Below are 19,172 nucleotides of genomic sequence, written 5' to 3' on the forward strand. Positions count from 1 at the left end.
CATGGTTTCGATGGGCGCGATGCGCCCTGACGATCCGCGCACCTCATGGCATGCGGCTAAGGGAAGCAACCGCTCGCCTCTGACCTCAGCTCTTTTGCGGATAGCTGATGATCGACAGGTAGCGGATCGGGAAGCGGATCAATTGATCCGGCCCATGCGGGGCGTCGGCATCGAAAAAGAGCGTGTCACCGGGGGTAAGGTGATAGGTCTCGTTGCCGTGGCGATAGCCGACCTCACCGTCGAGCATGTAGATCATTTCGATCCCTTCATGCTGAAAGGTCTGGAACGTGTCGGATTCTGAGTTGAGCACAATGAGATAGGGTTCGACCATGACGCCGCTGCTGTTCGATCCGATATGGCCGAGGAGATTGTATTGATGGCCCGCACGGGTGCCGGCGCGCTCGATCTCGACCCCTTGGCCGGCCTTGGTATGCACGGCCTCGCGGCGTTCTTCGTATTCCTTGAAGAAGGCGGTGAGCGGCACGGAGAGCGCGCGCGCCAAGGTTTGCAAGGTGGTCAGCGAGGGGGAGGTATTGCCGTTCTCGATCTTGGAGAGCATGCCGATGGACAGTTCGGTCATGTTCGACAGTTCGGCGACGGTGATGTTCTGTTTCTTGCGATAGGCGCGCACCTCGCGACCGATCGCGACTTCAAGCACTTTCTCGCGCTCTTCGCGCAGCTTGTGAGGGTCCTGAGTCAGTTTGACCAATTTTGCGGCTTCCATGATGCTCATTGTTTTCCTCTCAGCTTTAGGGCGAATGCGTCGAAAAGGCCAGAATGTCTGTTCAGACTTATCGTCTTCACCATATTGCATAAATTTTTCCCAAGTGGAAAATGTTACGTTGAGGCACAAGCGGTTCAGGCAAGAGGTCGACCGAGATGACACAGCGCGTGATCCGAATAGGGTTCCTGATTTTTCCGGGGTTTCCGATGTCGTGCCTGACTTCGGTGATCGAGCCGTTGCGCGCGGCCAATGAGATTTCGGGGCATCGCACATTCGCCTGGGACCTGGTGGCCGAAGGGGCGGAGCGGGTGATGTCGAGCGCGGGCATCGGATTTGAACCCGGTCGGCGTTTGTCCGAGACTGACGATTGCGATTACCTGCTGCTCTTGTCTGCCCCGACAAGCCGGTTTGCCGACACGCGGTCCGCCGCGCATTTGCGGCGCGTTGCGCGGCATGGCACGGTGCTGGGCGCGATCAGCGGCGGGGTGTTCCCGCTCTTGCGCAGCGGGGCGGTGGCGGATGTCGCGCTCTCGGTGCACTGGTGCTATCAGGCGGCGTTTCTGGCCGAGTTCCCGGGCGTGCCCGCGTCCGATCAGGTGATCGAGATCGACCCGCGCTGCGTGACCGCATCGGGGGCGGCGGCGGCCTTCGATCTGGCGTTGCATATGGTGGAGACAGCACTTGGCGCGGGCATTGCGACCGAGGTCGCCTGTTGGTTCCAGCATCCGATGATGCGCAAGGCTGGCGTGCAGCAAATGGTGCCCGTGCTGGGCGAGGGGGCGCGGGCGACCGATCTGCCACCGATGGTTGCAAAGGCGATTGACCTGATGGCGCAGCATATGTCGGCGCCCTTGTCGATGGCGGAGGTGGCCGAGGAGCTGGGCATCACCCCCCGGCATCTGGAGCGCAGCTTCAAGCGGGCGACAGGGCAGAACCCGACCAATTATTTCCGTGCCATGCGGATGAAGGCAGCGCGGCAGATCGTGATGTATTCCAACGACACCATGGCGCAGATCGCCGAAGCGGTGGGCTATGCCAGTTCCAAGGTGCTGGTACGGCATTACCGCGATGCATTCGGGATTTCGCCGCGTGAGGATCGGCAGCGGATCAACCTGACGCGGGTTAAGGGCAATCTGCCGGTGCCCTCGGTCTGAGGGCTAGCGGCGCAAGCCTGTGCCGATCTGGTTCAGGATGGCCTCGATGGCGGCGTCAGGCGCGTCACCTTCTCCTGCCACCCGCGCCTTGATCGCATCGAACCGGGCGCGGAGGGCTGTTTTCTCAGCCCCTTGGCAATCGTTCCAGGGTCGCCCCTGCAAGCCCATGACAAGGGCATAGTAGCCGATGAAATGCGGGGACGTGCCGTTGCGCAAGAGCGCCTCATAGGCGGCATCGGCCCCCATGGCGCGCAGGCTGTCGGCGTCATGGATGCCGGCGCGCGCAAAGCCTGCGTCCGAGGCCGGGCCGAGATTGCGGATCGAGGAAACGGGGGCAGGCATGGGCAGCAATCCGTTGATCTGGTAGGCCCGGAGGGACTCGAACCCCCAACCAAAGCGTTATGAGCGCTCTGCTCTAACCAATTGAGCTACAGGCCCCACCTGCGGCAACTGGTAAGCCGGGGGCGGGGCGGGGTCAAGGCTTTGAGATTGCGTAGCGGCGGTCAATCGGCTAACGGGTGGCGCATTCTAGCGATGGGGACTTGAGGCCATGACCGAGCGACAGAACGGGATCACCTATGCCGATGCAGGCGTCGATATTGACGCGGGCAATGCGCTGGTCGAGCGGATTAAACCCGCGGCCAAGCGGACCAACCGTTCGGGCGTCATGTCGGGGCTGGGCGGCTTTGGCGGGCTCTTTGATCTCAAGGCTGCCGGGTTCAGCGATCCGGTGCTGGTGGCGGCGACCGATGGGGTGGGCACCAAGCTGCGCATCGCGATTGACACGGGCCATGTCGATGGCGTGGGCGTCGATCTGGTGGCGATGTGCGTCAATGATCTGATCTGCCAAGGGGCGGAGCCGCTGTTTTTCCTCGACTATTTCGCCACGGGTAAGTTGGAGCTGGAGCAGGCGACGCGGATCATCGAAGGGATCGCGCGGGGCTGTGAAGGATCGGGCTGTGCGCTCATTGGCGGCGAGACGGCGGAAATGCCGGGCATGTATCCCGAGGGCGATTTCGATCTGGCGGGGTTTGCCGTGGGGGCCATGGAGCGGGGCACGGAACTGCCTGCGCATGTGGCTGAGGGCGATGTGCTGCTTGGCCTTGCCTCGGACGGGGTGCATTCCAACGGCTATTCCCTCGTGCGGCGGATTGTCGAGATGTCGGGGCTGACATGGGAGGATGCCTGCCCCTGGGCCGAGGGCAGTCTGGGAGAGGTTCTGCTCACGCCCACGCGGCTCTATGTGCGCCCCGTGCTGGCGGCACTGCGGGCAGGGGGCATCCACGGCCTGGCGCATATCACCGGCGGGGGGCTGACCGAGAACCTGCCGCGCGTCTTGCCCGAGGGGCTGGGGGCGGAGATCGACCTTGGCGCGTGGGCATTGCCGGGCGTATTCCGCTGGCTGGCCGAGACCGGAAACATGGCAGAGCCGGAATTGCTCAAGACCTTCAATTCCGGCATCGGGATGATCGCAGTGGTGGCGGCCGATGAGGCCGACGCGGTGAGCGCGGCGCTGAGCGAGGCCGGTGAAACGGTTTGCCGGCTGGGACAGGTGGTGGCGGGCAAGGGCGTGGCCTATCGGGGCCGTCTTTTGTGAGCAAGCGGGTCGCGATCCTGCTCTCGGGGGGCGGTTCGAACATGCGCGCGCTTGTCGCGAGCATGACCGGCGACCATCCGGCGCGTCCGGCGGTGGTGCTGTCGAACCGGGCCGATGCGGGAGGTATCGCCTGGGCCGCCGCGCGCGGGATTGCCACAGAGGTGGTGGATCACCGCCCCCACGGGGCCAATCGTGCCGCGTTCGAGGCCGAGTTGACCGAGCGTCTGATGCCCTATGGCATCGACATCATCTGTCTGGCCGGGTTCATGCGGGTGCTCACGGCCGGGTTCGTAACGCCTTGGCAAGGGCGGATGATCAATATCCACCCCTCGCTCTTGCCGAAGTACCGTGGTTTGCACACCCATGCCCGCGCGCTGGAGGCAGGCGAGCAGGAGGTGGGCTGTACCGTGCATGAGGTTACGGCGGAACTGGACGAAGGGCCCATTCTGGGACAGGCGCGGGTGCCGGTTCTGGCCGGCGATACGCCAGACAGCCTCGCGGCGCGGGTGCTGGCGCAGGAACATATGCTTTACCCCATGGTGCTGCGGCGCTTTGCCGAGGGCAATCGCGCGCCGGTCTATCTGCCCTGAGCGTGGCATTTGCAATTCGGCTAATCTGGTCTATAGCTGGGGGCGGGGGACAGGACCGGGCATTTGAGACAAGAGCAAAGATCACCCCATATGAAAACAATCACCACGACTGAAGAACTGGCGGCGTTTTGCGCCATGGCGCGCAAGCATCCTTATGTGACCCTCGACACCGAGTTTCTGCGCGAGCGCACCTATTATTCCAAGCTCTGCCTCTTGCAAATGGCCGTGCCCGGCGGGGATGACGAGAGCGCCGTTCTGGTCGATCCGATCGAGGGGTCGGAGATGTCAATGGAGCCGCTCTACGAGCTGTTTCGCGATACATCGGTGGTTAAGGTGTTCCATGCCGCACGGCAGGATCTGGAAATTTTCCACGTTGATGCCGGGGTGATTCCCGATCCGCTTTTCGATACGCAGGTGGCGGCCATGGTCTGTGGCTTTGGCGAGCAGGTGGGCTATGAAACGCTGGTCAAGCGGATCGCCAAGCAGAGCGTCGACAAAAGCTCTCGGTTCACCGATTGGTCGCGGCGTCCGCTCACGGAGGCGCAAAAGGTCTATGCGCTGGCGGATGTGACGCATCTGCGGGTGATTTACGAATATCTGGCCAAGAAACTGGCGAGTTCCGGGCGTGACAAATGGGTGGCCGAGGAATTGAGCGTGCTGACCGATCCCGCGACCTATCGCACCGATCCGGCCGAGGCGTGGCAGCGGGTCAAGACGCGCAACACCTCGCCCAAGTTTCTGGCGATTCTGCGCGAACTGGCGCGGTTTCGTGAAGAGTATGCTCAATCGCACGACGTGCCGCGCAGCCGTGTCTACAAGGATGATGCGCTGGTCGAACTGGCCTCGACCAAACCGGTGACGCCGCAGGATCTGGGGCGGTCGCGGCTCTTGCTGCGCGAGGCGCGCAAGGGGGACATTGCCGACGGGATTCTGGCGGCGGTCAAGGCGGGGCTGGAGTGCCCGGCGGACCGCATGCCACGTGCGGAGGCCTTGGACGACCGCGCGCAAGTCAACCCGGCGTTGGCCGATCTCTTGCGGGTGCTGCTCAAGGCCAAAAGCGAGAGTTACGGCGTTGCGGCCAAGCTGATTGCCAGTGCGAGTGATCTTGACGCCATCGCGGCGGGTGCGCGCGATCTGCCGGCGCTGCGTGGCTGGCGGCTTGATGTTTTCGGCACTGATGCGCTGCGGCTCTGCAGGGGCGAGGTGGCGTTGGCGGTCAAGGGCAGCAGCGTAGAGACAGTGGATCTCTGAGCCAAGGCCGTGCCCCGCCTTTAGCGGCGGCTGACCTGTTCGTTGCGGGCACCGATTACGCGGATTTCATCTGAGCGCTCAAGCACCTGGTTTGAGACAAACACCGCGGCCATCACAGTGCGCGCGCGCTCTGGCCCCTGGGGTTGATCCTCGGGCTGAATGGCCATCAGGCGATAGTCCAGCCGGCCGTTCACGGGTTTGTTGTCTGTTTCGGAAACCAGTCGCACGTCGAAGGCCCCCTGTTGCAGGGTCACGCCCTCGACCCGGATGATGCCGCCGTCGCTGGTGCGTTCGATCACCATGCGCGTGATCTGATCCACGGGCGTGCCCTCATAGACCTTGTCGCGGCGACGACGAAAAATCGTGTCTTCGCGTTCGGGGATGAGGGGGTTGGTGTTCGCAGGGGCCGGTTCTGCGGCACGGCGGCGCGGGGTGCTGCGCCCGAACCAATTGCGCGGATTGGCGCGCGACCGGCGATACCCGCCGCAACCCGCCAGAACCGACATTGCCACCAATGATAGAAAGACCCGCCGTTGCATGCCATCCGCCCCTGTCATCTTTTCCTTTCGACTATCCTATCGCGTCCGGCTTGAAAAGGTGCAAGCGAGGTCTGGACCTTTTTCCGACCCGGCCCTAGGTCTGAGGCAAAGCGCAAGGAGAGTGTCATGGCCGCTGCCGCCTTTGAAGAGATTGTCGATGATTTCGAGTTTCTGGAGGATTGGGAGGATCGCTATCGCTATGTGATCGACCGGGGCCGGGCGATGGACCCTCTGGATGACGCGCTCAAGGTGCCCACGACCAAGGTCGAGGGCTGTGCAAGTCAGGTGTGGCTGCATCCACGGATCGAGGCGGGTGTCTTCAGCTTTGATGGGGATAGTGACGCGATGATCGTGCGTGGCCTGATCGCGGTGCTGCGCGCGCTTTATAACGGCGTGCCGGTGGGAGAGGTGGCGCGGGTGGATGCGCCTGCGGAACTGGCGCGGTTGGGGCTGGATGCCCATCTGTCGGCGCAACGCTCGAACGGGGTGCGGGCGATGATCGAACGCATCAGGCTGGTGGCGGCGGAGGCCGCGTAAGGCAGCAGCGTGGGGGCTCTGCCCCCACACCCCCGAGGTATTTAAGGCCAGATGATATTTAAATCAGTGTCTTGCGGCTTGAATCTCAAGTGATACCTTAAGATCACCATAGCCCGTGAAGCGGTATTCATAGGCGAGGCCAAGGCGCGCGGCGCAGTCCTCTGCCTTGGCACGCAGGGCGGGATCGTCAGTTTGCGCCTGATAGACCAGCTTGGTGTAATTGCCAAAGATCATGTCGCGCAGCTGCGGGTGGCGGTCGAGCCCCATGGGTTTCCAGACAAAGGCATCGAATTGCCGCACGAGGAAATCGGTGAGGTAGAAGGCACTGATTTCATCCTCATGGGCGGCAAAGCTGTCGAGACCTTCGTAAAAGGCATAGCAATGCGGGCCTGCCACCATGTCCACGCCCAGTTCGGCGCATTTTGCCTGGAGCAAGCCGCCGGTGCCGCAATCGGCATAGACCACGAAAATGCGGTCATAATCGTGGCGATGGGCGAGGACGGATTTTTCCACCTCGTCGGTGATCTGGTCGGGGTAAAGGTGCAGCTTGGCCGGAAGGCATTGCAGATCCATGTGATCCCAGCCGTTCAGGCGTTTCAGCGCCAGAATCTCATGCGCCAAGGCCCCGCAGGCAATGAGCAGAAGGCGGCCTCGTCCCTCGGCCTCAAGCCCCTGCGTGGTCAGGTGATCGTCGCTCGGATCCATTGCCGGTCCTCTCAAATGCAAACGGCCCGCGCGGGGGCGGGCCGTTCTTGAGCGTTTCCGTTGCTCAGCCTGCGGCCAGCCGGTTGTGTTTGCGCGCCATGAAATCCTTGGCGGTTTCCACGGCCACGGCGGCGTCGCGGCAATAGGCATCGGCGCCGATGGCTTTGCCGAATTCCTCGTTGAGCGGCGCGCCGCCCACCAACACGATATATTCATCGCGCTTGCCCTGTTCCACCAGCGTGTCGATCACGACCTTCATGTAGGGCATGGTGGTTGTCAGCAGCGCCGACATGCCGAGGATGTCGGGCTGTTCGGCTTCCAGCGCTTCGAGATACTTTTCGACGGCGTTGTTGATGCCGAGATCGACAACTTCAAAGCCTGCGCCTTCCATCATCATGCCGACGAGGTTCTTGCCGATGTCGTGGATGTCGCCCTTGACGGTCCCGATCACCATTTTGCCCACGCGCGGGGCGCCGGTTTCGGCCAGAAGCGGCTTGAGGATGGCCATGCCGCCCTTCATGGCGTTGGCCGCCAGCAGCACTTCGGGAACAAAGAGGATGCCATCGCGGAAATCCTTGCCGACGATGGTCATGCCACCAACCAGCGCCTCGGTCAGGATGCGATAGGGTGCCCAGCCGCGCTCGAGCAGGATGTGCACGCTCTCTTCGATCTCTTCCTTGAGGCCGTCGTAGAGGTCGTCGAACATCTGTTGGACAAGCTCGTCATCGTCGAGGTCGGCGAGGATGATGTCGTCGTCTTGATCGGACATTGGGGGAATCCTTGAGTTCTCTGCGCGCGCGCATCTGGGTTGACTGGGCGCAGCTTTCGTCAATTTGCGGCGCGGCCACTTTCCGAATTGCGACGCTGCCCGCGCCGCAACCGACCTATAGCTTGGAATCGCGGGGGATGTGACTGAATTATCGGCATGATGATTATCGGTTTCTTGCAAATGTTCACTTTATGTTCCATTTGTGGGGCATGAAACCGGATCAAACCCTTTCCCCTGATGTGCGTCTACGGGCGCGGGGCGCGCTGAGCAATGCGGCGGGCCGGTTCGAGGCATATGGCGTGCAGTACGACGCAGAGGTGAGCGCGGAGGAGGCGCGGCTCTTGCGCACGCAGGTCACGACAGAGCGCCAGCGCCGGATGATCACCTATAACCGCTCGCCCGATCTTCCGTTTGACCGCTCGATCAATCCGTATCGCGGTTGTGAGCATGGCTGCATCTATTGTTTTGCGCGGCCGAGCCATGCCTATCTGGGCCTGTCGCCGGGGCTTGATTTCGAAACACGACTGATCGCGCGGCCCGAGGCCCCAGCGCGGCTGGAGGCGGAATTGCGGGCGCGCAGCTATGGCGTGGCGCCGATGGCAATCGGCACCAATACCGACCCCTATCAACCGATCGAGGCGGAATTCGGCATTACCCGTGCCTGCCTCGAGGTCTTGCAGCGGTTCCGTCATCCGGTGGCGGTTGTGACCAAGGGGGCGCTGATCGAACGGGATATTGATCTTCTGGGCGACATGGCCGCGCGCGGGCTGGCGCGGGTGGGGATTTCAGTGACAACGCTCGACGAGGTTTTGGCGCGGCGGCTGGAACCGCGCGCGCCCACACCTGCGCGGCGGTTGGAAATGATCCGGCGCTTGGCTGGGGAGGGCATCCCTGTGCGCCTCATGGTGTCGCCGGTCATTCCGGGCCTGACCGACCCGGAGATCGAGGCGATTCTGGCCGCGGGGCGCGACGCCGGGGCAGGGGCCGCAAGCTGGATCATGCTGCGCCTGCCACGCGAGGTGTCACCGCTCTTTCAGGAATGGTTGGCGACGCATTATCCCGACAGAGCGCGCAAGGTGATGAACCGGTTGCGCGAAATGCACGGTGGCCAAGAGTATAGCGCCGAGTGGCATAAACGGATGCGCGGCGAGGGGGTGCATGCGCGCATGATCGCGCGCCGGTTCGATCTGGCGGCGCGGCGGCTGGGGTTGGATCAAGCGCAGGCAGCGTTACGCACGGACCTGTTCGAGGTACCACTGGAGCGGGGGAATCAACTCTCGCTTTTTTGAGCGTGTCGTCCGCTGAGCCAGGCCAGCGCCAAAAGGCTCGCGACCACGCCACCGGGCATGAGGACAAGGAGCGTTAGATCCTCGCCGCGCAGGGACCAGGGGAGCGGGATGGAACAGTTTCCGCTGGGCGACCCAAAGGCGCAGGCGAGGCCGGAAATCCAGACATAGCCTATGCCCCATGCGAGGGTGGTCAGCAGGGCCGCAGCGAGGAAGATGACGCGCAGCATCTTCCTGCCCCTTTGCTCAGGCGCGCCTGCGGCGGGGGCGGCGAGGGGCCGCAGTATCGTCGCCGGTGCCATCCCCACCTGAGGAAAAACCGCCGAGCGCCTCGGTGATCTGGTCCAGCGTGGGGCGGGGGCCGCGTGGGCGGCTTTCCAGTGCGGCGCGCATTTTCGAGAGGTGTTCGGGCATGGTGCCACAGCAGCCGCCGATGATGGTCGCCCCTGCGTCGCGGGCAAGCACGGCATAATCGGCCATGAGGTCCGGGGTGCCGTCGTAATGGATATGGCCGTCATGGTATTTCGGGATGCCGGCATTGCCCTTGGCGATGATGGGCCGCTCCGAGCCTTGGGCCACGAAACCGAGAATGGTGCGCAGAAGGTCCGAAGCCCCGACGCCACAATTGGCCCCATAGGCGAGCGGCGGATTGCCCAGCTTTTCGACCATGGCAGCCATGTCGGAAGAGGTGACGCCCATCATGGTGCGCCCGGCGGTGTCAAAGCTCATGGTGCCGCACCACGGCATGTCGGCCAGCTTGAACGCTTCGGCAGCGGCCTTGTATTCCTCGGGGGCGGAAATGGTTTCGAGCCAGAGCACGTCGGCCCCGCCTTCCTTGAGCCCCTCGGCCTGTTCGTGGAAAATCTCGACCGCCAATTCATGGGTGAGCGCGCCCATCGGGGCCATGATCTCGCCGGTCGGGCCGACAGAACCGGCCACGATCACAGGCCGGTCATAGCGGTCGGCCACGTCGCGGCCAATCTCGGCGGAGATGCGGGACAACTCACGTGCGCGCCCCTGTGCGCCGTGCAGTTTCAGACGTGCCGCATTGCCGCCAAAGGAGTTGGTCAGGAACAGGTCGCTGCCCGCATCCACCGCCTCGGTATAGAGGCGTTTGATCCGGTCGGGATGCTGATCGTTCCACATTTCGGGGGCATCGCCCGATTGCAGGCCCATGTTGAAGAGATTGGTGCCGGTGGCCCCATCGGCGAGAATCCAATCGCGGGTGGCGAGCATCTTGGTGAAGGCGTTTGTCATCTGGGCTGTCCAATTCTTCGTGAGCACGCAGATGTGCCACCAAACGGGCTCTGCGCGCAAATGCATTTATTTCATGTAAATGGTGAGGCGCGTTTGTATTGCCTGACCAAGCACAAGGGGCGCGCCATGGTATGACACGCCCCTTGGTGGTGTTGGGTGGGTCTGCTCAGGCCTCGTTGGCCAGTTGGCCCTTGGCGATCTTGAGCAGCTCGTCCATCTTGGCGCGGATGGTGTCGACATCGGCGATATCGCCCAGATCGGCCGCGACCTTGCGCACCACGTCTTCGTGGCCTGCCTCTTCGAAATCGGCCTTGACCACTTCGAGGGCGTAAGCATTGGCGTCATCGCCAGTCTTGCCCATCAGTTCCGCGGCCCAGAGGCCCAGAAGCTTGTTGCGGCGGGCCACGGCACGAAAGGCCATTTCCTCGTCATGGGCGAATTTGTTTTCGAATGCGCTTTCGCGATCGTCAAAGGTGGTCATTGGGCCGGTCCCCTTGCATGCGTTGCTGTTGCCCCCGATATGCAATCTGGCACGCAAAAGGGCAAGGGGCCAACGCCATCTTGCGACGTGTTGGCCCATGCACTATGAGAGCGCATCGGCATGAGGGGACTCACGCCCCCCACCCTCAACGATGGAGTTCCCATGGCGCGGCGCAAGAAAATCTATGAAGGCAAGGCCAAGACCCTTTATGAAGGGCCGGAGCCGGGCACGATCATCCAGTATTTCAAGGATGACGCCACAGCCTTTAACGCCGAGAAAAAGGCCGTGATCGAGGGCAAGGGCGTGCTTAACAACATGCTGTCCGAGTATTTCATGACCGGCCTGAACACCATCGGCGTGCCCACGCATTTCATCAAGCGGTTGAACATGCGCGAACAACTGGTGCGCGCGGTTGAGATCATCCCGCTTGAAGTGATCGTTCGCAACTATGCCGCCGGCACCATGGCCAAGCGTTTGGGCATCGAAGAGGGCACGCAATTGCCGCGCCCCATCGTGGAATATTGCCTCAAGGATGACAAGCTGGGCGATCCGCTGGTCACCGAGGAACATATCGCCGCCTTTGGCTGGGCCAGCCAGCAGGATATGGACGACATCCTCAGCCTCGCGCTGCGCGTCAACGATTTCATGGCGGGCGTGATGTATGGCGTCGGAATCAAGCTGATTGATTTCAAGATCGAGATCGGTCGCGTCTATGACGGCGATTTCCAGCGGCTGATCGTGGCCGATGAAATCAGCCCCGACAGTTGCCGGTTGTGGGATATCGCCACGGGCCGCAAGCTGGACAAGGACGTGTTCCGCCGTGATCTGGGCAGCCTGACGGATGCCTATACCGAGGTTGCCACCCGTCTGGGGGTCATGCCCAAGGGCAGCACGCCGATGGCGCGGCCAAAACTGATCAACTGAAGAGGTATCCCATGAAAGCGCGCGTGCATGTCATGCTGAAATCCGGCGTTCTTGATCCGCAGGGCGAGGCGGTGCGCCATGCCCTCGACTCGATGGGGTTCGACGGGGTCGAAGCGGTGCGGCAGGGCAAGGTGATCGAGCTTGATCTGGCCGAGACCGACGCGGCCAAGGCCAAGGCGACCGTGACCGAGATGTGCGAAAAGCTGCTCGCGAACACCGTGATCGAGAGCTATTCGGTGGAGTTGGCCTGATGCATGCCGCCGTCATCGTCTTTCCCGGCTCTAACTGCGACCGCGATCTGGCGGTGGCCTTTGAGCGCGCGGGCGCGCGGGTGTCGATGGTCTGGCACAAGGACACGGACCTGCCGCAGGGTGTCGATGTGGTCGGCGTGCCGGGCGGGTTTTCCTATGGCGATTACCTGCGCTGCGGCGCGATTGCCGCCAATTCGCCCATTTGCCGGTCGGTCATCGCGCATGCGGACAAGGGCGGTTATGTGCTGGGTGTCTGCAACGGTTTCCAGATCCTGACCGAGACGGGAATTCTGCCGGGTGCCTTGTTGCGGAATGCAGGGCTGAAATATGTTTGCAAGCCCGTTGGCCTGCGGGTTGCGACCTCGGACAGCGCCTTTACCCATGGCTATGCGGCGGGCAGCACGATCACCGTGCCGATTGCCCATCACGATGGCAATTACTATGCCGATGCCGCCACGCTGGACCGGCTGCACGCCGAGGATCGGGTGGCGTTTACCTATACCGAGAACCCCAACGGGTCGGCGCGCGACATCGCGGGTATCCTGTCCGAGAATCGCCGCGTTCTGGGAATGATGCCGCATCCCGAGCGCATGGCAGAGCCGTTGCAGGGGGGCACCGATGGGGCCGCTCTCTTCACCGGCGTGATGGGAGCGCTGGAGCGCGCCTGAACGCTTGCGCTTGAGAAGCGGCGCCGCGCGGCATAATCTGAGAGCATGAGCAAAGCCGCCTCTTCGACCGCACGTCATCGGATGCGTACCATTTCCTGGCGCGCGCGCGCGGTGCTTTTTGCACTTTTCATCGTTGCGGTGGCGGTGGTGCTGACCACGAACCGGCTGTTGACGGATCGCTTTACCGAGAACACGCGCAACCGTGCCGAGCTACGCCTTGTGCTCTATTCCGGCAACCTGCTGTCGGAGTTGCGCCAGAATGCGATTGTTCCACAGCTCTTGGCGCGGGATCCGGCGCTGATTGCGGCGCTGAATACGCAGGACTATGCGCAATCCACGCAACGCCTGATTTCGTTTCTTGAGGAAATCGGCGCGGCGAGCCTGACCCTGCTCGACAAGGACGGGCGCGCGGTGGCGGCAACCGACCGCCTGCGATTGGGAGAGAGCCACAAGTCGGCGGCCTATTTCGTGGATGCGATGCGCTCGCGCGATACGATTTTCCATGTTTTGCGCCAGGAAACCGGGCAATTCAACTTTTACTACTCGCGTCGGATCGAGACCCAGAATGGCACATTGGGCGTGATCGTGGTCGAGGTGGATCTGCGCAAATACGAGCGCGCCTGGGCGGGGATTTCCGATGCCGTGATGGTGACGGATACCGAGGGGCGGATCATTCTGGCGACCGAACCACGCTGGCGCGGGTTGACAGAGGCCCGAGGCGTTGCGCCGCGAGCCGGTCAACAGCGCCATTCAGCGCGCCATTCAGGCGACCTCGGATTGGACCGCGTTGCCGGCGGATGCCTATGTGCGCGGCGAGGCGGTGATGCGGGTCGAGGGGCGCGTGGCCTTTCGTGGCTGGCGGATCGCCGGGTTCACCACCTACACGGCGGTGCGCGACAAGGTGAACGGCTATCTCGCGCTCGAGATCATGGGATTCGCGATTCTCCTCGCGCTCGCGTTTTACTTTCTCAACCGCAAGGCAGCGCTGCGGATGGCGCTGTTTCAGCGGGAATCGGCAGAGCTTCGCGCATTGAATGCCCGCCTCCAGCGGGAAATCGCCGAGCGCAGGCGCGCGCAAGAGAACCTTGCACAGGCCGAACAGACCATCCAGCAAAGCTCGAAACTGGCGGTGCTGGGTGAGATGTCGGCGGCGGTCAGCCACGAGCTGAACCAACCTCTTGCGGCGATGAAAACCTATCTTGCGGGCGCGCGGCTCTTGCTGTCGCGCAACCGGCCTGACGAGGCGCTCTCGGCCTTTCAGCGAATTGACGATCTGATCGAGCGGATGGGGGCGATCACCAAACAGCTCAAGTCCTATGCGCGCCAGTCGGGAACGCAGTTTTCCCCTGTAAATATGGCAGATGCCGTGGCCTCGGCGTTGTCGATGATGGAGCCGCAATTGCGCCAGCGCAAGATCACCATCACCCGCACCCTTCCGGATCAGCCGGTCATAATCATGGGCGACCGGGTGCGGGTGGAGCAGGTGATCATCAACCTCTTGCGCAACGCCATCGATGCCACCAACGCGGTGCCTGATGCCACCATCGACATTCTGCTCGCGGCGGGGGAAACGGCGGTACTCACGGTGCGCGACAACGGCGAGGGGATCGGTGATTTCAAGAACCTTTTCGAGCCGTTTTACACCACCAAACAACCCGGCGATGGGGTCGGGCTTGGGCTTGCTATTTCCTCGGGGATCGTCAACGACCTTGGCGGACGTCTTGTGGCGCGCAATGCGCCCGACGGAGGGGCTGTATTCGAGATGCAGCTACCCATATTGGCGGATGAGACCCGAGCAGCGGAGTGATGTGAAATGCCAGCAGCCATGAAAATCGCCATCGTCGATGATGAAAAGGACATGCGCCAGTCCATTAGCCAGTGGCTTGCCTTGTCGGGTTATGACACCGAGGCCTTTGCCTCGGCGGAAGAGGCGCTGAAATCGCTGGGGCCGGATTATCCGGGGATCGTAGTGACCGACGTGCGGATGCCCGGCATGGACGGGATGCAGTTTCTCAAGAAGCTGATGGGCTCCGACAGTTCGCTGCCGGTGATCATGATCACCGGACATGGCGATGTGCCGATGGCGGTTGAGGCGATGCGCATCGGTGCGTTCGATTTTCTGGAAAAACCGTTCAACCCGGACCGTATGACCGAGCTGGCCAAGAAGGCCACGAATGCTCGCCGCATGACCTTGGACGCGCGCGCCCTGCGGAAAGACCTGTCAGATGGTGGCCAGCTGATGAAAAAGCTGATCGGCACCAGCGGCGCGATGGAGCGGCTGCGTGAGGATATTCTCGATCTGGGGCAGGCGGATGGCCATGTGCTGATCGAGGGCGAGACAGGCACCGGCAAGACGCTGGTGGCGCATGCGCTGCATGCGGTTGGGGCACGGGCGGGGCGCAAGTTTGTCTCGGTGGCCTGTGCCGCGTTTGACGATGAGGGGCTGATCAAGCGTCTCTTTGGCCCGGTGCAGCCCGAGGATGCGCGCCTGCCTGCCTTTGAAGAGGCGCGCGGCGGCACGTTGGTGCTGGAGGATATAGAGGCGTTGAGCGAAGCGGCGCAGGCCAAGCTGTTGACCCACATCAACGCTGAAGGCACCCCGCCCGAGACGCGCGTGGTCGCCATCTCGAACATGCAGGACGAAGGTCACACCTGCGAAGATGCCTTGCGGCCCGATCTCTTTTACCGGCTGGCCAGCCTGCGGATCACCGTACCGCCGCTGCGGCAGCGGGGCGAGGACATCCTGACCCTGTTCACGCGTTTTGCCGAGCAGTTTTCAGAGGATTACGGCTGTGATGCGCCGCAGGTCAGCGCGCAGGAGGCCACGCAGCTCTTGCAGGCGCCTTGGCCCGGTAATGTGCGCCAACTCTTCAACGTGGCCGAGCGTGCGGTGTTGCAGGCACGGCGGGGGTCGGGGACGATCACCTCGCTGCTCATGTCGGATCATCAGGACATGCAGCCGGTGATGACCACCGAGGGCAAGCCGCTCAAGGAATATGTCGAGGCGTTCGAGCGCATGCTGATCGACAACACGATGCGCCGCCACAAGGGCAGTATTGCCGCGGTGATGGACGAGCTTTGCCTGCCGCGCCGCACTTTGAATGAAAAAATGGCCAAGTATAATTTGCAACGGTCCGACTATCTTTGAGAGCGGCCTGCGCTGCTTTTCATTTTGTCCATTGTCATTGGCGTGTGGGTCGCTTTACTGTGACACTATGGTGACGGGCGTAATCCGCCCCGCCGCCACGAGAGATTCGCTGTTTCAGTCCTCCGTCCGGATCAGTCCGACATGATTGAGCAGACCGATTGGGCCCCGTTCACGGGGGCCACATACAAGCCTGACCCTTGAAAACGGTGGACAGGCCCTGAATTGGCTCCGCAAGGGGCCGGAGAAGAAGAACCGCGATGAAGCGCGCGAAACATCACTTTGTCAGTGTAGGGGCCGATACCGGCACCCTTGGCTGCGCGTACGCCATCGCCCTTATCAGACATCTGCCGCAACGCGCCGCCCCACCGGGGCAGGCGGCCGCGCCGCGATGCAAACGGAAAACATGGCTACGAAAATGCTCATTGATGCCACCCACGCCGAGGAAACTCGGGTTGTGGTGGTCGACGGAAACAAGGTCGAGGAATTCGATTTTGAGTCTGAAAACAAACGCCAGATAGCTGGCAATATCTATCTGGCCAAGGTGACGCGGGTTGAACCCTCGCTTCAGGCGGCCTTTGTCGATTACGGCGGAAACCGGCACGGGTTTCTGGCGTTCTCGGAGATACATCCCGATTACTATCAAATTCCGGTCGCCGACCGCGAGGCCTTGATGGCCGAGGAAGAGGCGCTGGCCAACGCGCAGAATGACGAGGACGAAGATCGTCCGCGTCGCAGCAGCGGTGGGGACGGGCGCAGTGACGGGCGAAATAGTCGCTCGCGGTCGCGGTCCCGGTCGCGTTCGCGTGCCGAAAAGACCCAATCCGACGATGCTGTCGCGACCTCTGAAATCTCGGGGATGGAGACCATCGATCTAGAGGACGAGAGCACCGCCACCAGCGATGTGCCCGAGGCGACATCGCCTATGGAGCGCGTGGCCGAGACCCCGGTCGAAGAGCCCGAGGATAGCGGCACCGACGAGGCGGCCGAGGATGAGCCCGAGACCGACACCCGCGATCATGCGGCACAGGATGACGAGATCGAATCCGTTGCCGAAGAGGATGACAGCGAGGATATTCGCCCGGTGCGCAAGCCCCGCGCACGGCGCTACAAGATCCAGGAGGTCGTCAAGGTCCGCCAGATCATGCTGGTGCAGGTCGTCAAGGAAGAGCGCGGCAACAAGGGCGCGGCACTGACCACCTATCTGAGCCTTGCTGGCCGCTACTGTGTGCTCATGCCCAATACCGCGCGCGGGGGTGGCATCAGCCGCAAGATCACCAATGCCGTGGACCGCAAGAAGCTCAAGGAAATCGCGACCGAGATCGACGTGCCGCGCGGCGCAGGCCTGATCGTGCGCACCGCCGGGGCGAAACGCACCAAGGCAGAGATCAAGCGCGATTACGAATATCTGCAGCGTCTGTGGGAGCAGATCCGCGAATTGACCCTGCGCTCGATGGCACCGGCGAAAATCTATGAAGAAGGCGATCTGATCAAGCGTTCGATCCGTGACCTCTACAATCGCGACATCGACGAGGTTCTGGTCGAGGGTGAGCGCGGCTATCGTATCGCCAAGGACTTCATGAAGATGATCATGCCGTCCCATGCCAAGAACGTGAAGCATTACGTCGATCAGCAGCCGCTCTTTGCGCGGTTCCAGGTCGAAAGCTACCTCTCGGGCATGTTCAACCCCACGGTGCAGCTCAAATCCGGGGGTTATATCGTGATCGGCGTGACCGAGGCGCTGGTCGCCATCGACGTGAACTCTGGCCGTGCCACCAAGGAAGGCTCGATCGAGGAAACCGCGCTCAAGACCAATCTTGAGGCTGCCGAAGAGGTGGCGCGCCAGTTGCGCCTGCGTGACCTTGCCGGTCTGATCGTGATCGACTTTATCGACATGGACGAGCGGCGTAACAACGCCTCGGTGGAAAAGCGGCTCAAGGACAAGCTCAAGACCGACCGCGCGCGGATTCAGGTGGGCCGAATTTCCGGCTTTGGCCTGTTGGAGATGTCGCGCCAGCGTCTGCGTCCGGGCATGATCGAGGCCACGACCCAGCCCTGTCAGGCCTGCCATGGCACCGGCCTCATCCGGTCGGATGACAGCCTTGCGCTGTCGATCCTGCGCCAGATCGAGGAAGAGGGCGTGCGCCGCCGCTCGCGTGAGGTATTGGTGAAATGCCCGGTGGGCATCGCCAACTATCTGATGAACCAGAAGCGGGACCATGTGGCTCAGATCGAAGGGCGCTATGGCCTGTCGGTGCGGATCGAAGGCGATCCGCGTCTGGTCAGCCCCGATTTCACGATGGAGAAGTTCAAGACCGCGATCCGCAATGTGCCCGAAGTGCCGATGGTGCAGTTCGTGTCTGGCACATCGGCGCTGATGGATGACATCGACGACGAGGTTGAGGACGAGATTGAAGAGGAGGCCGAAGCCGAAACCGGTGACGAGGCCAAGAGCGCGCCGGGCACGGGCGGCGAGGGGGGCGACAAGCCCAAGAAGAGCCGCCGTCGCCGCAGCCGCCGCCGCAAGCCCAAGAATGGCAACGGGTCGGAGCGCAATGGCGAGGGGTCCGATGAGGGCCGAGAGGACGACGAGGCGGAGGGCGCCGATGCGGCCGAGCAGTCGCGCGAGGGCTCTGTCGCAGAGGTCGTGACCGCGCCCGCAACCGAAGCAGCAACCGAAGTGTCTGCTGATGCGGGAGAAGAGGCTGTCTCGGAGGAGAAGCCCAAACCCAAGCGCACCCGTGCGCCGCGCAAGAAGAAAGAGCCGGCGGCGGCAGAGGAAGCGACCTCAGACGAGGCCGCCAAACCCAAAGCGGCAGAAAAGCCCAAGCGCACCCCAACCCCGCGCAAGAAGAAGGCGCCCGAAGCCGTGGCTGCCGAGGAATCCAGCGTGCCGGCCGAGCCAGAGGCGGCAGCAGCGGTGACTGAGGCGGAACCGGTTGCAGAGGTGGCACCAGAGCCTGTGGCAGAGGTGACACCAGAGCCGGTGGTAGAGGTAACACAAGAGCCGGTGGCAGACGCAGAAACCCCGGAAGCCGCGCCCGAGCCGGAGCCTGTGGCCGAAGCCCCGGCACCGCAGGAAGAGCCCAAGCCGAAACGCCGCGGCTGGTGGTCGCTGGGCTGAGCGGAGTCGAGACGAAAATCAAGGATGCCGCGCCCTCGGGTGCGGCATTTTTCGTTGTGTGGGGCCAGCGCGTCGCGTCTAATCGATTTCGCATCGCCCCGGCCCCCGAGCGGGGGCCTCGACGCTGCTGCAGCGCGGTCCCGGGTCAAGCCCGGGACGAGTGTTTTGCA

19 protein-coding genes, 1 tRNA gene and 1 pseudogene are annotated in these 19,172 nt (G+C 62.7%); 12 read left to right on the forward strand and 9 right to left on the reverse strand.

What is annotated here, in order from left to right:
- Window positions 1–85: 85 nt before the first annotated feature.
- Window positions 86–733: a helix-turn-helix domain-containing protein gene (locus ROSMUC_RS14885; protein ID WP_037274874.1), complete on the reverse strand. Its 648-nt coding sequence runs from the start codon at window positions 731–733 to the stop codon at window positions 86–88.
- Between the two features lie 146 nt (window positions 734–879).
- Here ROSMUC_RS14885 and ROSMUC_RS14890 point away from each other — a divergent pair, with 146 nt between their 5' ends.
- Window positions 880–1,878, forward strand: coding sequence for a GlxA family transcriptional regulator (locus ROSMUC_RS14890; RefSeq protein WP_037274877.1), 999 nt, complete (start codon window positions 880–882; stop codon window positions 1,876–1,878).
- Between the two features lie 3 nt (window positions 1,879–1,881).
- Here ROSMUC_RS14890 and ROSMUC_RS14895 read toward each other — a convergent pair whose 3' ends face one another.
- Together ROSMUC_RS14895 and ROSMUC_RS14900 are read right to left on the reverse strand one after the other, a co-directional pair.
- Window positions 1,882–2,220, reverse strand: a complete 339-nt coding sequence (locus ROSMUC_RS14895) for a TfoX/Sxy family protein (protein WP_037275011.1) — start codon at window positions 2,218–2,220, stop codon at window positions 1,882–1,884.
- 19 nt (window positions 2,221–2,239) lie between these two features.
- Window positions 2,240–2,316: transfer RNA gene (locus tag ROSMUC_RS14900), tRNA-Ile, on the reverse strand.
- 112 nt (window positions 2,317–2,428) lie between these two features.
- Here ROSMUC_RS14900 and purM point away from each other — a divergent pair.
- The 3 genes from purM to rnd all read left to right on the forward strand — a co-directional run bounded on the left by purM (window position 2,429) and on the right by rnd (window position 5,316).
- Window positions 2,429–3,475 (forward strand): phosphoribosylformylglycinamidine cyclo-ligase, encoded by a 1,047-nt coding sequence (gene purM / locus ROSMUC_RS14905; RefSeq protein WP_037274879.1) that lies wholly within the window; start codon window positions 2,429–2,431, stop codon window positions 3,473–3,475.
- Window positions 3,472–4,065 (forward strand): phosphoribosylglycinamide formyltransferase, encoded by a 594-nt coding sequence (gene purN, locus ROSMUC_RS14910; protein WP_037274881.1) that lies wholly within the window; start codon window positions 3,472–3,474, stop codon window positions 4,063–4,065. The genes purM and purN overlap by 4 nt, the downstream gene beginning before the upstream one ends.
- A gap of 90 nt (window positions 4,066–4,155) precedes the next feature.
- On the forward strand, window positions 4,156–5,316 hold the full coding sequence (rnd, locus tag ROSMUC_RS14915) for a ribonuclease D (RefSeq protein WP_037274883.1): 1,161 nt from the start codon (window positions 4,156–4,158) through the stop codon (window positions 5,314–5,316).
- A gap of 20 nt (window positions 5,317–5,336) precedes the next feature.
- Here the strand turns inward: rnd and ROSMUC_RS14920 are convergent, their stop codons facing one another.
- Complete coding sequence (locus tag ROSMUC_RS14920; protein ID WP_052115401.1) at window positions 5,337–5,873, reverse strand: hypothetical protein; 537 nt, start codon at window positions 5,871–5,873, stop codon at window positions 5,337–5,339.
- Between the two features lie 108 nt (window positions 5,874–5,981).
- Between ROSMUC_RS14920 and ROSMUC_RS14925 the strand changes: the two genes are divergently transcribed.
- Window positions 5,982–6,392: a SufE family protein gene (locus ROSMUC_RS14925; protein ID WP_037274885.1), complete on the forward strand. Its 411-nt coding sequence runs from the start codon at window positions 5,982–5,984 to the stop codon at window positions 6,390–6,392.
- Window positions 6,393–6,455: 63 nt separating this feature from the next.
- On the opposite strand, the gene ROSMUC_RS14930 is transcribed toward ROSMUC_RS14925, so the two are convergent.
- Window positions 6,456–7,097: a DUF1638 domain-containing protein gene (locus tag ROSMUC_RS14930; RefSeq protein WP_037274889.1), complete on the reverse strand. Its 642-nt coding sequence runs from the start codon at window positions 7,095–7,097 to the stop codon at window positions 6,456–6,458.
- A gap of 64 nt (window positions 7,098–7,161) precedes the next feature.
- Window positions 7,162–7,866, reverse strand: a complete 705-nt coding sequence (locus ROSMUC_RS14935; RefSeq protein ID WP_037274891.1) for a corrinoid protein — start codon at window positions 7,864–7,866, stop codon at window positions 7,162–7,164.
- A 209-nt stretch (window positions 7,867–8,075) separates the two neighbouring features.
- On the opposite strand from ROSMUC_RS14935, the gene ROSMUC_RS14940 reads away from it, so the two are divergent.
- Complete coding sequence (locus tag ROSMUC_RS14940) at window positions 8,076–9,155, forward strand: PA0069 family radical SAM protein (RefSeq protein ID WP_037274899.1); 1,080 nt, start codon at window positions 8,076–8,078, stop codon at window positions 9,153–9,155.
- Here the strand turns inward: ROSMUC_RS14940 and ROSMUC_RS14945 are convergent.
- From ROSMUC_RS14945 to ROSMUC_RS14955, 3 genes are all read right to left on the reverse strand, one after another.
- Entirely contained in the window at window positions 9,137–9,382 is a 246-nt protein-coding gene (locus ROSMUC_RS14945) for a hypothetical protein (RefSeq protein ID WP_037275017.1), read from the reverse strand. The genes ROSMUC_RS14940 and ROSMUC_RS14945 overlap by 19 nt on opposite strands.
- Window positions 9,383–9,398: 16 nt before the next feature.
- Window positions 9,399–10,409 carry a betaine--homocysteine S-methyltransferase gene (bmt, locus tag ROSMUC_RS14950; protein ID WP_037275021.1) on the reverse strand — a complete coding sequence of 337 codons (1,011 nt, stop codon included), beginning with the start codon at window positions 10,407–10,409 and terminating at the stop codon, window positions 9,399–9,401.
- Window positions 10,410–10,575: 166 nt separating this feature from the next.
- Window positions 10,576–10,890 carry a DUF1476 domain-containing protein gene (locus ROSMUC_RS14955; protein ID WP_037274901.1) on the reverse strand — a complete coding sequence of 105 codons (315 nt, stop codon included), beginning with the start codon at window positions 10,888–10,890 and terminating at the stop codon, window positions 10,576–10,578.
- A gap of 162 nt (window positions 10,891–11,052) precedes the next feature.
- Between ROSMUC_RS14955 and purC the strand changes: the two genes are divergently transcribed.
- The 6 genes and pseudogenes from purC to ROSMUC_RS14985 all read left to right on the forward strand — a co-directional run bounded on the left by purC (window position 11,053) and on the right by ROSMUC_RS14985 (window position 19,002).
- Window positions 11,053–11,814 (forward strand): phosphoribosylaminoimidazolesuccinocarboxamide synthase, encoded by a 762-nt coding sequence (purC, locus tag ROSMUC_RS14960; protein ID WP_037274904.1) that lies wholly within the window; start codon window positions 11,053–11,055, stop codon window positions 11,812–11,814.
- Between the two features lie 11 nt (window positions 11,815–11,825).
- Window positions 11,826–12,065: a phosphoribosylformylglycinamidine synthase subunit PurS gene (gene purS, locus ROSMUC_RS14965; protein WP_037274907.1), complete on the forward strand. Its 240-nt coding sequence runs from the start codon at window positions 11,826–11,828 to the stop codon at window positions 12,063–12,065.
- Entirely contained in the window at window positions 12,065–12,733 is a 669-nt protein-coding gene (purQ, locus tag ROSMUC_RS14970) for a phosphoribosylformylglycinamidine synthase subunit PurQ (protein WP_037274909.1), read from the forward strand. The genes purS and purQ overlap by 1 nt, the downstream gene beginning before the upstream one ends.
- A 45-nt stretch (window positions 12,734–12,778) precedes the next feature.
- Window positions 12,779–14,540, forward strand: a pseudogene (locus ROSMUC_RS14975) (sensor histidine kinase).
- Between the two features lie 6 nt (window positions 14,541–14,546).
- Complete coding sequence (locus ROSMUC_RS14980) at window positions 14,547–15,881, forward strand: sigma-54-dependent transcriptional regulator (protein WP_052115402.1); 1,335 nt, start codon at window positions 14,547–14,549, stop codon at window positions 15,879–15,881.
- A 403-nt stretch (window positions 15,882–16,284) separates the two neighbouring features.
- The gene (locus ROSMUC_RS14985) at window positions 16,285–19,002 is read left to right on the forward strand and encodes an Rne/Rng family ribonuclease (RefSeq protein WP_037274915.1); all 2,718 of its coding nucleotides are present in this window, start codon (window positions 16,285–16,287) and stop codon (window positions 19,000–19,002) included.
- Window positions 19,003–19,172: the final 170 nt, after the last annotated feature.

Origin of the sequence: Roseovarius mucosus DSM 17069, assembly GCF_000768555.3 — a bacterium.
Taxonomy (GTDB): Bacteria; Pseudomonadota; Alphaproteobacteria; order Rhodobacterales; family Rhodobacteraceae; genus Roseovarius; species Roseovarius mucosus.

Coding starts and splice junctions, on each gene's coding strand:
- ROSMUC_RS14930 (WP_037274889.1), bottom strand. CDS start 7,097: ATGGATCCGAGCGACGATCACCTGACCACGCAGGGGCTTGAGGCCGAG.
- ROSMUC_RS14895 (WP_037275011.1), bottom strand. CDS start 2,220: ATGCCTGCCCCCGTTTCCTCGATCCGCAATCTCGGCCCGGCCTCGGAC.
- ROSMUC_RS14885 (WP_037274874.1), bottom strand. CDS start 733: ATGAGCATCATGGAAGCCGCAAAATTGGTCAAACTGACTCAGGACCCT.
- purC (WP_037274904.1), top strand. CDS start 11,053: ATGGCGCGGCGCAAGAAAATCTATGAAGGCAAGGCCAAGACCCTTTAT.
- ROSMUC_RS14935 (WP_037274891.1), bottom strand. CDS start 7,866: ATGTCCGATCAAGACGACGACATCATCCTCGCCGACCTCGACGATGAC.
- ROSMUC_RS14955 (WP_037274901.1), bottom strand. CDS start 10,890: ATGACCACCTTTGACGATCGCGAAAGCGCATTCGAAAACAAATTCGCC.
- ROSMUC_RS14985 (WP_037274915.1), top strand. CDS start 16,285: ATGGCTACGAAAATGCTCATTGATGCCACCCACGCCGAGGAAACTCGG.
- ROSMUC_RS14940 (WP_037274899.1), top strand. CDS start 8,076: ATGAAACCGGATCAAACCCTTTCCCCTGATGTGCGTCTACGGGCGCGG.
- purS (WP_037274907.1), top strand. CDS start 11,826: ATGAAAGCGCGCGTGCATGTCATGCTGAAATCCGGCGTTCTTGATCCG.
- bmt (WP_037275021.1), bottom strand. CDS start 10,409: ATGACAAACGCCTTCACCAAGATGCTCGCCACCCGCGATTGGATTCTC.
- purM (WP_037274879.1), top strand. CDS start 2,429: ATGACCGAGCGACAGAACGGGATCACCTATGCCGATGCAGGCGTCGAT.
- ROSMUC_RS14945 (WP_037275017.1), bottom strand. CDS start 9,382: ATGCTGCGCGTCATCTTCCTCGCTGCGGCCCTGCTGACCACCCTCGCA.
- ROSMUC_RS14920 (WP_052115401.1), bottom strand. CDS start 5,873: ATGACAGGGGCGGATGGCATGCAACGGCGGGTCTTTCTATCATTGGTG.
- ROSMUC_RS14925 (WP_037274885.1), top strand. CDS start 5,982: ATGGCCGCTGCCGCCTTTGAAGAGATTGTCGATGATTTCGAGTTTCTG.
- ROSMUC_RS14890 (WP_037274877.1), top strand. CDS start 880: ATGACACAGCGCGTGATCCGAATAGGGTTCCTGATTTTTCCGGGGTTT.
- rnd (WP_037274883.1), top strand. CDS start 4,156: ATGAAAACAATCACCACGACTGAAGAACTGGCGGCGTTTTGCGCCATG.
- purQ (WP_037274909.1), top strand. CDS start 12,065: ATGCATGCCGCCGTCATCGTCTTTCCCGGCTCTAACTGCGACCGCGAT.
- ROSMUC_RS14980 (WP_052115402.1), top strand. CDS start 14,547: ATGCCAGCAGCCATGAAAATCGCCATCGTCGATGATGAAAAGGACATG.